Source organism: Modestobacter italicus, from assembly GCF_019799965.1.
Lineage (GTDB): Bacteria > Actinomycetota > Actinomycetes > Mycobacteriales > Geodermatophilaceae > Modestobacter > Modestobacter italicus_A.
Map to the genome: position 1 here is coordinate 156535 of NZ_JABGCJ010000002.1, position 14721 is coordinate 171255.

Below are 14721 nucleotides of genomic sequence, written 5' to 3' on the forward strand. Positions count from 1 at the left end.
CCGGGCAGCCGGCACGTCACCCATTCGGACTACAGCGAGCGACTCGACGACTACGCAGTGCGTAGTGTCGGGGACGAGGGCACCTCGAGCGCCGGCATCCATGCCGGTGACGTCTTCAGCGCACCGCCAGCCCGGCGCTCGCAGCGCCGGAGACAGGAGCGCCGACATGACGTCGGTCCCGACCCGCCCGTCCCCGAAGCCCCGGCGCCGCCGAACGGGTGCCGCCACGACCGGCCTGGCGGTGCTCGCCTCCGCCGCCCTCGTGGCCTCTCTGACCGGCACGGCCCAGGCTGCCTCCACCGCCGTCCCGCTGGGCACCGCCGGCGACTTCGCCGTCCTCGCCGGCGCGGGCATCACCAACACCGGCCCGACCACCATCACCGGGGACATCGGCACCTTCCCCACGACCACCGTCACCGGCGACGCCAGCATCGTGCTCAACGGCACCGACCACGCCGGCGACGCCGTCACCCAGGGCGCCAAGTCCGACCTGGTGACCGCCTACGACGACGCCGCCGGTCAGGGGCCGCCCACCGCGGTGGCCGCCGACCTCGCCGGGCTCTCGTTGACCGCCGGCGTCTACAACTCCGCCTCGTCGCTGGGGCTGAGCGGCCAGCTGACACTGGACGCCGCCGGCGATCCGGACGCGGTGTTCGTCTTCCAGGCCGGCTCGACGCTGACGACTGGGTCGGGCAGCAGCGTCGTGCTGCTGAACGGTGCGCAGGCGTGCAACGTCTACTGGCAGGTGGGCAGCTCGGCCACGCTGGGCACGGCCTCGGACTTCCGCGGCACGATCCTCGCGATGACCAGCATCACCCTCACCACCGCCGCGACGGTCGAGGGCCGGGTGCTCGCCCGCGACGGGCAGGTCTCGCTGGACAGCAACGTCATCACCCGGCCCGGGTGCTCGACGCCCGTCACGCCGACGCCCACGCCCACGCCCACCGTGACGCCCGTGCCGAGCCCGGTGCCGACGCCCAGCCCCTCCGCGCCGTCGTCGGCCCCGGTCACCTCGTCCGCCGGCGACGGGAGCGGCTCCGACGACGACGGCCAGGACGGCACCGGGGCAACCGACCGCCCGACCACCTACGGCCAGGTCGACCGGGTGCCGGTCGGCTCGGTCGACACGGGGGACGGCAGCGCCGCCCAGGAGCACCGGTCGCCCACCCAGTGACACCTGCGGTCGTGTCCCCGGGGCGGGTCCGGCTGCGGCTGGCGGCGCTGGGCGCGCTGCTCGCCCTCGGGGTGACGGGCTGCGCCGGTGCCCCGGCGGCACCGGCGGTCAGCGCGGCGCCGAGCAGTGCTGCTCCCGCCCCCGAGCTGCCGGTCGTGCTGCCGGCGTCCGCGCCGGTCCGGGTGCAGATCCCGGCGATCGGGGTGGACTCCGAGCTGATGGACCTCGGCCTGCAGGCCGACGGCACGATGGAGGTGCCCGCCGGCGGCTTCCCGGCCGGCTGGTTCACCGGCGCACCGACACCCGGCGAGCGGGGCCCGGCCGTGCTGGCCGGCCACGTCGACTGGGGTGGGGCGCCGGGGGTGTTCGCCGACCTGCGCGACGTGGCGCCCGGCGACGAGATCAGCGTGCTCCGCGCGGACGGCAGCACCGCCGTCTTCGCCGTCCGGGAGGTCGGGCAGTACGACAAGGACGCCTTCCCGACCGCCGCCGTGTACGGCGACCTGGACCACGCCGGGCTGCGCGTGATCACCTGCGGCGGGGACTTCGACCAGCTGGCCGGCAGTTACCGCGACAACACCGTCGTCTTCGCGGAGCTCATCACACCCGCCTGACGGCGCTCGACGGTTGCCCGGCGCCCGGACCAGGTAGGAGAGGGTCATGAGCGCGCAGCCCGAGACCCCCGACCCGAGCCTGCCCGACACCGGCATGGCCACCGGCAACGACGAGGGCGAGCCCGGCCACCCCGACAGCCGTCCGCTGGCCAAGGACGAGCGGCGGCTGCTGAAGCAGTTGCGCAAGCCCGGTGACGGCACCGCGGAGCCGGCCGTCGAGGACGGCCCTGCGGTCGCCGCGGCCGCCGCCGACGACGCCCCGCTGCCGGCCGAGCACGCCGCCGGCGGCAACGCCGACGGGCTGGACGCGGAGTTCACCGACCGCTGACCCCACCCGGGCCTCGGGCGGCCATGTTCGCCGACATGGCCGCCCGAGCGGCCATGTCGGCGAACACGGCCGCTCGCGGGTCAGTCGTGCTGGGGGTTGAGCCGGACGGCGATCAGCGCGACGTCGTCCTCGGCCCGCGCGGGGAGCAGCCGGTCCAGCAGCTGGTCGGCCAGCTCGGCCATCGGCACCCCGGCCAGCGTGGTGAGCTCGGCGGCCAGCCGCTCGATGCCGACGTCGAACACCTGATCGCGCCGCTCGACGAGGCCGTCGGTGTAGAAGAGCACCGTCGAGCCCCGGGGCACGGTGACCACGTGGTCCCGGCGCACCGCGTCGACGTGCACCCCGACCAGCAGCTCGGCCGGCGCCGGCGCCAGCACCCGGGTGGCGCCGTCGGGCAGCAGCAGCACCGGCGGCGGGTGCCCGGCGTTGGACCAGCGCAGCCGGGTGACGCCCTGCTCGAACTCCTCGGGGGTCTGCTCGAGCCGGGCCACGATCAGCGAGGCGAGGGTCTGCAGCTGCAGCCCGTCCATCGCCCGGTCCAGCCGGGCCAGCACGCCGGCCGGGCTGTCGGCGCTGTCGTAGCTGATGCCGCGCAGCAGGCCGCGCAGCTGCCCCATGCAGGCCGCGGCCTCGGTGTCGTGCCCGACGACGTCCCCGATCACCAGCGCGGTCGCCCCGTCGGGCTGCTGGAACACGTCGTACCAGTCGCCCCCGACCTGGGCCTCGCGCGCGGCCGGCACGTACCGGACGGCGAACTCCAGGTGGTCGGGGTCCGGCGGCTCGGACAGCAGGCTGCGCTGCAGGGTGAGCGCGGCCTGCGCCACCCGGCGGGACCGGGCGTAGAGCGCCTCGAGCAGGTTGGTGCGCAGGTCGCCGACCTCGGCCAGCTGGGCCGGCGTCCAGGCATCCGAGCGGTTGCGCACGGTCTCGCGCCATCGGTCGAAGGACTTCCGCGGGGACAACCGCACAGAGTCGCCCTCGCGCTCGGCGATCGCCTTGTTGTGCGGGTCGCCGCCCCAGTCGACCGAGTGCACCGTCTCCGGGCGGGTCCAGATCACGTACTGGCCCTCGGGCAGCGGCAGCGCCAGCACCCCGCAGGCCAGGTCGGCCGGGACGTCGAGGTGCGGGGCGGCCAGCGGCAACCGGTCGGTGCTGACCACGTCCTCGCCCTGGGCCGCGGCCCAGCCGGCGACGGCCCGCACGACCTCGGGGGGCAGCGGCACGCCCGCGCTGCCGGTGGCGCCCTGCAGGTTCACCACCACCGAGTCGGCCGGCACGACGTCGAGCAGGCCCGGCCGGCCGAGCAGCGTCTCGGCCAGCGGCCGGTCCTCGTCCAGCGCGGCCGCGGTGAGCCAGGCCATGGTGGAGCGCACCTGCAGCGCCCGGCGGTGCTCCTCGTCCTCGGCCCGGTCGACCAGCCGCAGCGACAGCGTCGAGCCGAGGAACTCCGCGGCCGCGCGGGTGGCGTACGGCGGCGCGTGCGGCCCGGAGTAGTGGTGGCAGGCGATGAGGCCCCACAGCTTGTCGTCGCGCAGCAGCGAGATCGACATCGAGGCCCGCACGCCCATGTTCTGCAGGTACTCGCAGTGGATCGGCGAGACGCTGCGCAACGTCGAGTAGGTGAGGTCCAGCGGCTGCCCGGTCGCCGGCAGGTCGACCGGCTCCAGCGGGGCCGGCGTGTAGGTGACGTCGGAGATCAGCCGGACCCAGTTCTTCTCGTACAGCGCCCGGGCCTGCGCCGGGATGTCCGAGGCCGGGTAGTGCAGCCCGAGGAAGGAGTTCAGCTCGGGCAGCTTGGCCTCGGCCACGACCTCGCCGTTGTAGTCGGCGTCGTAGCGGTAGACCATCACCCGGTCGAACCCGGTCAGCGTGCGCACCGCCTCGGCGGTGATGTCGTACAGCTGCTGGAGCGAGGTGGCGCGGTTGAGCTCGCTGATCGTCCCGCGCACCGCCTGGTAGGTGTTCGGGAAGGAGAAGGGGCGCGGGCCGTGGGCCGGCTCCAGCTCCACCACCAGCGTGCTGGTCGCGGTGGCCTGCCCGGCACCGCTCACCGGTGGCCCGGGCTCGGCGAGCGGCCGCACGGTGTCCTCCACCGAGTGCACGGCGCGGTGCAGGATCGCATCGACCGGGCACGGGGTGCCGTCGCAGTCCAGGGTCAGCTCGACCGGGTTGCGTTCCCGGAGGTCGCCGAAGGCGCGGGCGGAGCGGGCGATCGCCTGGGCCGGCACCACGCCGACGACGTCGGCCAGCGGGCGGCCCAGGGCGTCGTCCCATGCCATGCCGACCAGGTCGGCGAGGTTGCGGGACACCTGCCGGACCACCATGTCCGGCTCGCTGACCGCCAGCAGCACGCCCCGGGGCTGGATGCTGCCCGGCACGTGGATCGGCTCACGCTCGCAGTTGGTGAGGTCGACCGGCTCGCCCGGGGCGAGCCAGGGCCCCGCCTGCAACTGGTCCGTCACGCGACGACCTCGTTCCCTCGGGTGTGTCCCCGGTGGGACGACGTCAGTGCCCAGGGTGCCCGCTCGGACGCCGCCGCGCCGCACCAGCGCGCCAGGGTGCCGAAGGTCTCGCGGGCGGCGGCGACCAGCCGGTCGGCGTCCCCGCCGCCGGCCACCCGGGCGCGGGTCACCGTGCGGAAGGCGTGCCACCGGGCGCCGGTCTCCTCGCCGTAGGGGGAGAAGCAGGACAGCCGGCCGGCGTCGGCGAGGTGGGGGAGCGTGGCGAGGTGGCGGTCGATGAACACCCCGCCCAGGGACGAGCCCTCCAGCACGTACAGCCGGCCCAGCGCCTCGTCGGTGTCCGTGACGCCCGGCAGCTGCGGCCGTTCCGCGGCCGCGGGGGCACCGAGGGAGGCCAGGTCGGCGGCGAACAGGTGCGACCGGCGGCGGCCGGCCCAGTCGACCTGGGCGGCGTCGGCCGGGTGCCCCGCGGCCCAGGTGTCCAGCCCGGCCTCGGCGGCCAGCCAGAACCCGTGCATCCGGGTCAGCGCCTGCACCAGCCGCTCCCGGGTCAGGTCGGCGTCCAGCAGGTCCAGGGTGTCCTCGACCGCCTGGTGCTCCGCTGCGGTCTCGGTGCGCAGGCGGCGCAGCACGTCTCGGTCGTCCACCCGGTCCCCGTCGTCGCTCGCGTCGTCCCGGGGCGCCGGTGTCGCGTTCTCTCCAGCTGTCATGAAGGCATCGAGACTAGGCCACCGAGCGGTCGGGGTGGTTGCGGTACCCACCCGATCCCGGCCAGCCGGGCCGCCCGGACGCCGAGGTGCAGCAGCAGCCGGTCCGCGCCGTCGGCGAGGTCCAGTCCGGTGAGCTGCTCGATCCGGCCGAGCCGGTAGTACAGCGTCTGCCGGTGGATGCACAGCTCGCCCGCCGCGCGCTGCGGGCTGCCCGCGCAGTCCAGCCAGGTCGCCGCCGTCTCGGTCAGCACCGGGTCGGCCAGCAGCGGCGCCAGCACCGGGTCCGGCCCGGGCAGCGCGGCCACCGCCCGCCAGGCGCCCAGCTCGGCCCACGACGCCGCCGGCGCGAGCCGGGGGTCGGCGGCGGCCACCCGCGCCGCCGTCCGCGCCTCGTGCCACTGGCCGGTCAGCTCGCCGCAGCCGTGCCGGGCGGCGGCCACCCCCGCGGTGCTGCCCGGCGGCAGGCCGCCCAGGGCCGCGCCGCTCAGCGCACCGGCCGGCCGGTGGTCACCGTGACCGGGCAGCGGGAGCAGGACGGCGACGGCGCCGTCGTCCAGCACCGCGGTCACGGCGCCGGCTCCCGGCGGGGTCCAGCCCGGTGGGAGCCCCGGCCCGGCGGGCAGCAGTGCGACCAGGGCGACCGGGGTGCCGGCGCCCAGTGCCTCGGTGAGCGTGCGCACCGCCCGGCCCGGGGCCGGGGCCGGGTCGGTGAGCGCGGTGCGGAGGGCGGCCGACAGGTCCGCGGTGCCGGGCCGGCCCTCGGCGAGCAGCCGGCCGGCCTCCGCCGCGAGGGCGACCGCCTCGGCCAGGCCGGGGGCGCCGGGGTCGGTGACGTCGGTGCGTTCCTCGTCCAGCAGCCACAGGTAGCCGTGCAGCCGGCCGCCGGCGCGCACCGGCAGGCACAGCCGGGTGAGGATCCCGGCCGCGGGGTCGGCGGGCACCCGCAGCGGGGCGGTGGCCCGGGCGATGCCGTGGCTCTCGAACCAGGCACGCACCTCGGGGGTGGAGCTCCGGCCGAGGATCGAGCGGGCCCGGACGGCGTCCATCGTGGCGCCGGGGGTGGCCGGGCCGGTGCCGTCGTGGGCGCAGAAGGCCAGCAGGGTGAAGTCGCGGTCCTCCAGCGTGGCGGGGGCGCCGAGCAGCGCCGACACCTCGTCCACCAGGTCCTGCAGGTCGTCGCGCACCGGGCTCCTCCCGCCGTTCAGACGATCGTACGAGAGGTGGTCGGCGAGTCCGGACATCTGTCGCTGGTGCACCGGTCCGGGCGTCCCTAGCGTTCGCAGGCACCAGCCCGCCAGTCGTCCGCGGAGGCGCCGTGCTCACCCAGAAGGCCCTGCTCGCCGCCGCCCGCCGTCCCGGCCTGCGCCGGGTGGTCACCGGCACGCCGGTCACCCGGCGGGTGGTCGACCGGTTCGTGGCCGGGGAGACGCTGCCCGAGGCGCTCGAGGTGGTGCGCGCGCTGTCCGCCGACGGCCTCGCCGTCACCCTCGACCACCTCGGTGAGGACGTGACCGACCGCAGCGAGGCGAAGCGCACCCGGGACGCCTACCTGGCCGCGCTGGACGGGCTCGCCCCGCTGGCCCTGGGCCGCGCGGCCGAGGTCTCGGTGAAGCTGTCGGCCTTCGGCCAGGCGCTTCCGGTCGGCGGGGACGACGTGGCGCTGCAGCTGGTGCGCCCGGTGGTGGAGGCGGCGACCGCGCTGGGCACCACGGTGACCCTGGACATGGAGGACTCCCGCACCGTCGACTCCACCCTCGGGGTGCTCGCCGAGCTGCGCCGCGACCACCCCGGCACCGGCGCCGTCCTGCAGGCGATGCTGCACCGCACCGAGGACGACGCCCGCGCCCTCGCCGTCCCCGGGTCGCGGGTGCGGCTGGTCAAGGGCGCCTACCGGGAGCCCGCCGCGGTGGCGTACCAGGACAAGGCCGACGTGGACGCCGCCTACGCCCGCAGCCTGGAGGTGCTGGTCCGTGGCGGTGGGTACCCGATGGCGGGCACTCACGACCCGGCGATGGTCGACCGGCTGCTCGCGCTGGTCGCCGAGACCGGCCGCGACGCCGACAGCTACGAGTTCCAGCTGCTCTACGGCATCCGCCCCGACGAGCAGGTCCGGCTGGCCCGCGCCGGGCACACCGTGCGGGCCTACGTGCCCTACGGCGCCGACTGGTACGGCTACTTCATGCGCCGGCTGGCCGAGCGCCCGGCCAACCTCCAGTTCTTCCTCCGCTCCCTCGCCACCAAGTCCTGACCGCCCCAGGGCCGAAGTCGCGACTTCGGCCCTTCTCCCTGAGGAGCACCCCATGGACGCCGTCACCCAGGTCCCCGCGCCGCGCAACGAGCCGGTGGGCGACTACGCGCCCGGTTCGCCCGAGCGCGCCGCGCTGCAGCAGCGGCTGACCGAGCTGGCCGCCGCCCCGGTCGAGCTGACCGCCACGATCGGCGGGGAGCAGCGGATGGCCGGCGGTGCGGCGTTCGACGTGGTCGCCCCGCACCGGCACGCCCAGGTGCTCGGCACCTCGGCCGCCGCGACCGCCGCCGACGCCCAGGACGCCGTCCGCTGTGCCAAGCAGGCCGCGCCGGGCTGGTCGGAGCTGTCCTTCGACGACCGGGCCGCGGTGTTCCTCAAGGCCGCCGACCTGCTCGCCGGCCCGTGGCGGCAGACGCTCAACGCGGCCACGATGCTCGGGCAGAGCAAGACCGCGTTCCAGGCCGAGATCGACGCCGCCTGCGAGCTGATCGACTTCTGGCGCTACAACGTGCACTTCGCCCGCCAGGTGATCGCCGAGCAGCCGGTCTCGTCGCCGGGGGTGTGGAACCGGGTCGACCACCGCCCGCTGGAGGGCTTCGTCTACGCGGTCACCCCGTTCAACTTCACCGCCATCGCAGGCAACCTGCCCACCGCGCCGGCGCTGATGGGCAACACCGTGGTCTGGAAGCCGGCGCCCACCCAGCAGCTGGCCGCCTGGTACACGATGCGGCTGCTCGAGGCCGCCGGGCTGCCCCCGGGCGTGATCAACATGCTGCCGGGTGACGGGGTCGCCGTCTCCGAGGTGGTGCTCGCCGACCGCGACCTGGCCGGCATCCACTTCACCGGCTCGACCCCGGTGTTCCAGCACCTGTGGCGCACCGTCGGGGAGAACATCGCGAACTACCGCGGCTACCCGCGGGTCGTGGGGGAGACCGGCGGCAAGGACTTCATCGTCGCCCACCCCTCCGCCGACCCCGACGTGCTGCGCACCGCGATGATCCGCGGCGCCTTCGAGTACCAGGGGCAGAAGTGCTCGGCGGCCTCCCGGGCCTACGTGCCGCGCAGCTTGTGGGGCCGGATCCGCGACGACCTGATCGGCACCGTCGAGGAGATCCCGATGGGTGACGTCACCGACTTCGCCAACTTCATGGGCGCGGTCATCGACCGGAAGTCGTTCACCAAGCTGTCGAAGGTCCTGGAGTCGGCGGAGGACGACGACGCGCTCACCGTGGTCGCCGGCGGCACCGCCGACGACAGCGAGGGCTTCTTCGTGCGGCCCACCGTGATCGAGGGCAGCGACCCCGAGCACGACGTCTTCACCACCGAGTACTTCGGTCCGGTGCTCGCCGTGCACGTCTACGACGACGCCGACTACGACACGGTGCTGGAGCAGATGGAGTCGGTGGCGCCCTACGCGCTGACCGGCTCGGTGATCGCCCAGGACCGGGTGGCGATCGCGCACGCGCAGCGGTTCCTGCGGCACGCGGCCGGCAACTTCTACGTCAACGACAAGCCCACCGGCGCCGTCGTCGGCCAGCAGCCCTTCGGCGGTGGCCGCGGCTCGGGCACCAACGACAAGGCCGGCGCCGCGCAGAACCTGCTGCGCTGGACGAGCGCGCGGTCGATCAAGGAGACGTTCGTCCCGGCGACCGACCACCGCTACCCGCACATGCAGTAGCAGTCGCGGCGTCGATCATCGGCGAGTGGTTGCCCGCACCGGCGCGTCGGGCAGCCACTCGCCGATGATCGGCGGCTCAGCTCGGGAGCTGGATCTTCCGCTCGTCGCACAGCTCGCCGAGGAAGTCGGAGACCGTCTGCTCCACCGAGCCCTCGCCGGAGACCACGGCGCCCGGCTCGTCGTCGCTCAGCGGCTGGAGGGTGTCCAGCTGGCTGCGCAGCAGGCTCGGCGGCATGTAGTGCCCCTTGCGCTGGGCAAGCCGCTCGCTCAGCACCTCCTCGGAGGTGTCGGCGTGCGCGAACCACACCGAGGGGTGGCCGTCGCAGAGCAGGTCGCGGTAGCTGCGCTTGAGCGCGGAGCAGGTGAGGATGAACGACGTCCCGGCGGCCTCGTGCTCGCCGATCAGCTCGGCCATGCGGCGCAGCCACGGCCAGCGGTCCTCGTCGTCCAGCGGGGTGCCGCTGCGCATCTTCTCGACGTTCTCCGGCGGGTGCAGGTCGTCGCCCTCGATGAACTCCCACTGCAGGCGGCGGGCGAGCTCGTTCGCGACGGTCGACTTGCCGGAGCCGGAGACCCCCATGACGACGATCGAGGTGGTCGCCGGGATGCTGGACGTGGTTTCCATGCCCCGACCGTATTGAGTCGCGGGAGGAGTTGGTAGCCGGGACGGGGGCACGGGACGTGACGACGACGGCGCGCCGGCCCTCGCTGTGGCGCCTGCCGGCCGTCCGCTCCCTGGTCGCGCTGAACGCGCTGGGCTTCCTCAGCTACTCGCTGCTGCTGTCGGCGCTGCCCGCCCACGCCGCTGCGCTCGGTGCCGGGCTCACCGCTGCAGGGTCGGTGACGACGGTGTTCCTGGTCGCCACGGTGCTCGCCCAGACGGCGGTCCCGGCGCTGGTCGCCCGGCTGGGCATCGGCCCGGTGCTGGCCGGCGGGCTGGTCGCCCTCGGGGCGCCGTCCCCGCTGTACCTGCTGGCCGAGGACGTGCGCTGGTTCGCCGTCGTCTCGGTGGTGCGCGGGGTGGGCTTCGCGGTGCTCACCGTGCTCGGCTCTACCATCGCGGCCCAGGCGGTGCCGCCGGAGCGGCGCGGTGAGTCGATCGGCATCTACGGCCTGGCGATCTCCATCCCGACGCTCGCCGCGGTACCCGGCGGGACGGCGCTGACCCTGGCCGGCCACTTCTCCGTGGTCGCGGTGCTGGCGGCCGCACCGGTGCTGGCGCTGGCGTTCGTGCCGGGGCTGGTGCGGGCGCTCGGCCCGCCGGAGGTGACCACACCCGGCGGCTCGCGGGCGGCGGTGTGGGCGGCTGCCGCGCCGTCGCTGGTGCTCCTGGTGGTGACGCTGGCCGGCGGCGGGCTGGTCACCTTCCTGCCGATCGAGCTGCCCGACGGCGCGCTGGCGGTGGCGGCCCTGCTGGTGTTCGGGGTGAGCACCGCGCTGTCCCGGTGGGGTGCCGGGGTGCTGGTCGACCGGCTGGGTGCGCAGGTGCTGCTGCCGACGACGCTGGCCAGCGGGGTGGTGGGCCTGCTGATGGTCGCGCTCGGGCTGCGTGCCGAGGGCGCCGGTGGTGCCTCGGCCGTGCTGGCCGGTGCCTTCGCCCTCGGCATCGCCTACGGCGCGGTGCAGAACCTGACCCTGGTGATCGCCCTGGCCCGGGCCGGCGCGGGGCAGACCACGACGGTCAGCGCGGTCTGGAACGCCTGCTACGACAGCGGCACCGCGATCGGCGCGCTGGCCGTCGGTGCGGTCGCCGCGCAGCTGGGGCTGCCGGGCACCTACGTGCTGGTGGCCGTGCTCCTCGCGGTCGCGCTGCCGCTGGCGGTCACCCTGCCGCGGGCGCTGCGTCTGCCGCGGGCGCAGGGGTCGGCCGAGGTCAGCTGACCTGCGACCGGTCACCCAGTCGGCGGCGCGCGGCCTCGGCGTACTGCTGCACCAGCAGGACCTCCTCGGCGGCCTGGCGCACCCAGGTCCGCAGGCCCTCGAGGTCGCCACGGTTGCGGTCGCGCAGCTGCCCGAGCAGGACCTGCCGGCTGCTGGACTGCGCGCGCATCGCGGTGGGCAGCGTGCGGCCGGTGCGGCGTCCGGTGGTGGTGAGGGCGGAGCCGACGAAGGCCAGCTCGCGGAGGTCGGACAGGCCGGCCAGCAGCTGCTCGGCGTCGGCGGTGCGGTCGGCGCGGAGCAGCCCGACGTACTCGGTGGCGAGACGGGCGCCGGCGTCGGCGGGGGACTCGGACGGTGCGGTCACCCCTCCACTGTGCCTCAGCGCCCGGTCCAGTGCGGCGGCCGCTTCTCCAGGTAGGCGGCGATGCCCTCCTTGCGGTCCTCGCTCAGGTACGGGTTGGGGCCGACGTCCAGCCGCAGTGCGGCCGCCAGCGGCAGCTCCAGCCCCTTGACCGCGGTCTCCTTCATCCGCCGGACCGAGATGGGCGCGTTGGCCGCGATCCGGTCGGCGAGCGACAGCGCCTCGGTGAGCACCTCCTCGGCCGGGACGACCCGGTTGACCAGGCCCCAGCGGGCCGCCTCCTCGCTGCTGACGTACTCGCCGGTGAACAGCATCTCCAGCGCGATGCCGGTCGGGACGCGCTTGGGCAGCACCACCGACCCGTAGTTGGCGCCCATGCCGATCGTCGCCTCGGGCAGCCCGAGCTTGATGCCGGGTGCGGCGATCCGGATGTCGCAGGCCAGCGCCAGCTCGAAGCCGCCGGCCACGGCGTGCCCGCTGAGCGCGGCGATCACCGGCACGTACGTCTCGCCCAGCACCTCGAACAGGTTGCGGCCCGGCCGGCTCATCGGCGGCCGGAAGGCCTCGCCGCGTTCGTCGCGCTCGCGGATCTCCTTGAGGTCGAACCCGGCGCAGAAGGCCGGCCCGTTGCCGGTGAGCACGATCGCCCGGACGTCGGCGTCCTCGGCGCAGGCCAGCAGCTCCTCGACGAGGTCCGTCTGCAGGGCGCTGGAGAGCGCGTTGCGCCGCTCGGGCCGGTCCAGGGTGAGCACGCGGACGTGCCCCCGGGTCTCGGTGACCAGTCCCGACTCGCGGCGCTGCGGTTCGCTCATGCACCGATCCTGCCGTGCTGCCCGGCACGGCGCCGCGGTCCGCGGCCATCCGGGTACCGGCCCGGGTGCGAACACCGGGCAGCCGCGTCGTCCACCCCTGCCCCCGGGGGCGACCCGGTCGCGAGACCCGGCGGCAGACGACGAACGGCCCCGTCCGACGTGGACGGGGCCGTTCGTGTGAGGTGGTGCGCCATCAGGGACTCGAACCCCGAACCCGCTGATTAAGAGTCAGCTGCTCTGCCAATTGAGCTAATGGCGCGTGTCGCTCGGCAGGGCCGGGCAACAGGAGAGGACTCTACACGCCGATCCGACGCCGCGATGAGGCGGGGCCGGACTCCGCGACATGTCCTCGGACACATCCAACTGTCAGCGGGAGCGTGTTCACTGGTGCGCGGTGCACCCGCCGGGAAGGTCCCGGGGTCGGGTGCGCGCAGTACGGAAGGCAGGGTCTTCGTGGGGTCGCACCAGGCGAGACGGATCGCCGCAGTGCTCATCGCCGTCCTGCTCGCGTTGCTCGCGGGCTGCTCGGGGTCGTCGTCAGACGACCCCGACGAGGCGGCAGCGCCGTCGTCCGCCCCGCCGGCGGAGCTGACGCTGAGCCTGGCCGACGGCGCCGTCGACGTCCCGCCGACCACCCCGCTGGAGGTCACCGTCGCCGGCGGCGAGCTGGAGGACGTGACCGTCGTCGACGGCACCGGCGCGCCGGTGCCCGGCAGCATCGCCGCCGGTGAGGCGGGTGCGACCGTCTGGACGCCGGAAACGGACCTCGCCTACGGCACCAGCTACACGGTCACCGCCACCGCGACCAACGAGACCGACGACGAGGCCGCCGCCGAGTCGACCTTCACCACCGTCACCCCGGGCACGCTCTCCACCCCGGGCATCGGGCCGCTGGACGGCACGACCGTCGGCGTGGGCATGCCGATCCGGGTCTTCTTCGACCAGCCGGTGGCCGACAAGGCCGCGGTCGAGAGCCACCTGCTGGTGACCTCCTCCGTGCCGACCGACGGGGTGTGGAACTGGGTCCGCGACGACGAGGTCCACTTCCGTCCCTCCACCTACTGGCCGGCGAACTCGGAGGTCACGCTGGAGGCCGACCTGTACGGGGTCGACTTCGGCGAGGGCGTCTGGGGCGAGAAGGACCGCACGGTGTCCTTCTCCGTGGGCGAGAAGCACGTGAGCGTCGCCGACGCCGCCGCGCACACGCTGACCGTCTACGACGGCGACCAGCTGGTGCAGAGCTTCCCGATGAGTGCCGGCAGCGCGGAGAACCCGACTCACAACGGGGCGCACGTGGTGCTGGAGAAGTTCGCCGACATCACCATGGACTCCTCGACCTTCGGCCTGGCCGTGGACGCCCCCGGTGGCTACCGCACCGACGTCGAGTACGCGACGCGCATCTCCAACAACGGCGAGTTCGTGCACGCCGCACCGTGGTCGCTGGCCGACCAGGGCTCGGCGAACGTGAGCCACGGCTGCATCAACCTCTCCACCGAGAACGCCAGGTGGTTCTACGACTTCTCCCAGCCCGGAGACGTCGTCGAGGTGGTCAACTCCATCGGCGGCACGCTGACCGCCGCCGACGGCGACATCTACGACTGGGCCATCCCGTGGGACCAGTGGACGGCCGGCAGCGCGCTGTCCTGACCTGAGCAGATGAGGCCGCGACCCGCACCGGGTCGCGGCCTCATCTGCGTCTCAGAGCCGCAGCCCCCGGTCCTGCCGCCGTCCCTCGCCCGCGACGACCCGGCTGACCACCGACTCCACGGCGGTGTAGACGGCCAGCGCCACAGCGATCACCGCGGCGGGTGGGACCACGAGCGGCGCGGCGAGCACCGACAGGACGAACAGCCGCGGGGTGTCCAGCCACCAGCCGGGACGGCGCACCGGGTTGGCCAGGGCGGCCCAGCGCACCCCGCACCACATGAGCCAGCGGCGCACCGGCGGCACCCCCAGCTCACGCATCACCCGGCGGAAGACACCGTCGGCGTCCCGGGCGGAGACGACCCCGGCGGCGATGCCCACGTCGGTCAGCCAGTCGTGCAGCACCGCGGCCAGCGTGTAGCGCCCGAACCGGGGGAAGAGCCAGACCGCGATCCGCGGCACCGAGGCGAAGTCCGTGCGGAAGCCGGCCGGGACGACGAAGGTGTCCCGGCGCCCGCGGTAGGTCAGCGGCTCGAGGACCTCCCAGGACTCGTCGGTGACCCGGCGGACGGTCAGGGCGGGGGAGTCGAAGGGCACGCCCCTCCCTTCCCGCCGAACCGTGGCCCACACGCACCGGCACGACGTGCCCGGGAACGACGGAGGCCCTGGTCAGTGGACTGACCAGGGCCTCTCGCGGTGGGGTGAGTGACGGGACTTGAACCCGCGACATCCAGGATCACAACCTGGCGCTCTACCAGCTGAGCTACACCCACCATGCACACCGGGGCGGCTGGCGAGAGCCGGCCCGG

General features: G+C 74.7%; 14 protein-coding genes and 2 tRNA genes. 7 read left to right on the forward strand and 9 right to left on the reverse strand.

Annotated elements, in window-relative coordinates:
• The first annotated feature begins 166 nt into the window (after nucleotides 1-166).
• From HLA93_RS04800 to HLA93_RS04810, 3 genes are read left to right on the forward strand one after another with little or no spacing between them, the layout of a single operon-like run.
• Nucleotides 167-1174, forward strand: a complete 1008-nt coding sequence (locus HLA93_RS04800; RefSeq protein ID WP_222193158.1) for an ice-binding family protein — start codon at nucleotides 167-169, stop codon at nucleotides 1172-1174.
• 11 nt (nucleotides 1175-1185) lie between these two features.
• The gene (locus tag HLA93_RS04805) at nucleotides 1186-1788 is read left to right on the forward strand and encodes a class F sortase (RefSeq protein ID WP_308127948.1); all 603 of its coding nucleotides are present in this window, start codon (nucleotides 1186-1188) and stop codon (nucleotides 1786-1788) included.
• Between the two features lie 46 nt (nucleotides 1789-1834).
• Nucleotides 1835-2116, forward strand: coding sequence for a hypothetical protein (locus tag HLA93_RS04810; RefSeq protein ID WP_222193160.1), 282 nt, complete (start codon nucleotides 1835-1837; stop codon nucleotides 2114-2116).
• Between the two features lie 80 nt (nucleotides 2117-2196).
• On the opposite strand, the gene HLA93_RS04815 is transcribed toward HLA93_RS04810, so the two are convergent.
• The 3 genes from HLA93_RS04815 to HLA93_RS04825 are packed head-to-tail and all read right to left on the reverse strand — an operon-like array spanning nucleotide 2197 to nucleotide 6472.
• A complete protein-coding gene (locus HLA93_RS04815; protein ID WP_308127949.1) occupies nucleotides 2197-4578 on the reverse strand; it encodes a SpoIIE family protein phosphatase in 2382 nt (793 codons plus the stop codon).
• A complete protein-coding gene (locus tag HLA93_RS04820) occupies nucleotides 4575-5288 on the reverse strand; it encodes a biliverdin-producing heme oxygenase (RefSeq protein WP_246625822.1) in 714 nt (237 codons plus the stop codon). Before HLA93_RS04820 ends, HLA93_RS04815 begins: the two co-directional genes overlap by 4 nt.
• The gene (locus tag HLA93_RS04825) at nucleotides 5285-6472 is read right to left on the reverse strand and encodes a helix-turn-helix domain-containing protein (protein ID WP_222193161.1); all 1188 of its coding nucleotides are present in this window, start codon (nucleotides 6470-6472) and stop codon (nucleotides 5285-5287) included. The genes HLA93_RS04820 and HLA93_RS04825 overlap by 4 nt, the downstream gene beginning before the upstream one ends.
• Nucleotides 6473-6603: 131 nt before the next feature.
• On the opposite strand from HLA93_RS04825, the gene HLA93_RS04830 reads away from it, so the two are divergent.
• Nucleotides 6604-7536 (forward strand): proline dehydrogenase family protein, encoded by a 933-nt coding sequence (locus tag HLA93_RS04830; RefSeq protein WP_222193162.1) that lies wholly within the window; start codon nucleotides 6604-6606, stop codon nucleotides 7534-7536.
• 52 nt (nucleotides 7537-7588) lie between these two features.
• Complete coding sequence (pruA, locus tag HLA93_RS04835) at nucleotides 7589-9214, forward strand: L-glutamate gamma-semialdehyde dehydrogenase (protein ID WP_222193163.1); 1626 nt, start codon at nucleotides 7589-7591, stop codon at nucleotides 9212-9214.
• 76 nt (nucleotides 9215-9290) lie between these two features.
• Here the strand turns inward: pruA and HLA93_RS04840 are convergent, their stop codons facing one another.
• Complete coding sequence (locus tag HLA93_RS04840; RefSeq protein WP_222193164.1) at nucleotides 9291-9839, reverse strand: gluconokinase; 549 nt, start codon at nucleotides 9837-9839, stop codon at nucleotides 9291-9293.
• 56 nt (nucleotides 9840-9895) lie between these two features.
• Between HLA93_RS04840 and HLA93_RS04845 the strand changes: the two genes are divergently transcribed.
• Nucleotides 9896-11095, forward strand: coding sequence for an MFS transporter (locus tag HLA93_RS04845; RefSeq protein WP_222193165.1), 1200 nt, complete (start codon nucleotides 9896-9898; stop codon nucleotides 11093-11095).
• On the opposite strand, the gene HLA93_RS04850 is transcribed toward HLA93_RS04845, so the two are convergent.
• The 3 genes from HLA93_RS04850 to HLA93_RS04860 form a co-directional block, all read right to left on the reverse strand.
• Nucleotides 11088-11459: a hypothetical protein gene (locus HLA93_RS04850; protein WP_222193166.1), complete on the reverse strand. Its 372-nt coding sequence runs from the start codon at nucleotides 11457-11459 to the stop codon at nucleotides 11088-11090. The two genes, HLA93_RS04845 and HLA93_RS04850, sit on opposite strands and share 8 nt — an antisense overlap.
• A 14-nt stretch (nucleotides 11460-11473) precedes the next feature.
• Nucleotides 11474-12268 (reverse strand): enoyl-CoA hydratase/isomerase family protein, encoded by a 795-nt coding sequence (locus HLA93_RS04855; RefSeq protein WP_222193167.1) that lies wholly within the window; start codon nucleotides 12266-12268, stop codon nucleotides 11474-11476.
• 183 nt (nucleotides 12269-12451) lie between these two features.
• Nucleotides 12452-12527 (reverse strand) — tRNA-Lys (locus HLA93_RS04860).
• 194 nt (nucleotides 12528-12721) lie between these two features.
• Here HLA93_RS04860 and HLA93_RS04865 point away from each other — a divergent pair.
• Nucleotides 12722-13915 (forward strand): L,D-transpeptidase, encoded by a 1194-nt coding sequence (locus tag HLA93_RS04865; protein ID WP_308127950.1) that lies wholly within the window; start codon nucleotides 12722-12724, stop codon nucleotides 13913-13915.
• Between the two features lie 51 nt (nucleotides 13916-13966).
• Here the strand turns inward: HLA93_RS04865 and HLA93_RS04870 are convergent, their stop codons facing one another.
• Together HLA93_RS04870 and HLA93_RS04875 are read right to left on the reverse strand one after the other, a co-directional pair.
• Nucleotides 13967-14509: a DUF1353 domain-containing protein gene (locus tag HLA93_RS04870; RefSeq protein WP_222193169.1), complete on the reverse strand. Its 543-nt coding sequence runs from the start codon at nucleotides 14507-14509 to the stop codon at nucleotides 13967-13969.
• Between the two features lie 100 nt (nucleotides 14510-14609).
• Nucleotides 14610-14685, reverse strand: a tRNA-His gene (locus HLA93_RS04875).
• Nucleotides 14686-14721 lie beyond the last annotated feature (36 nt).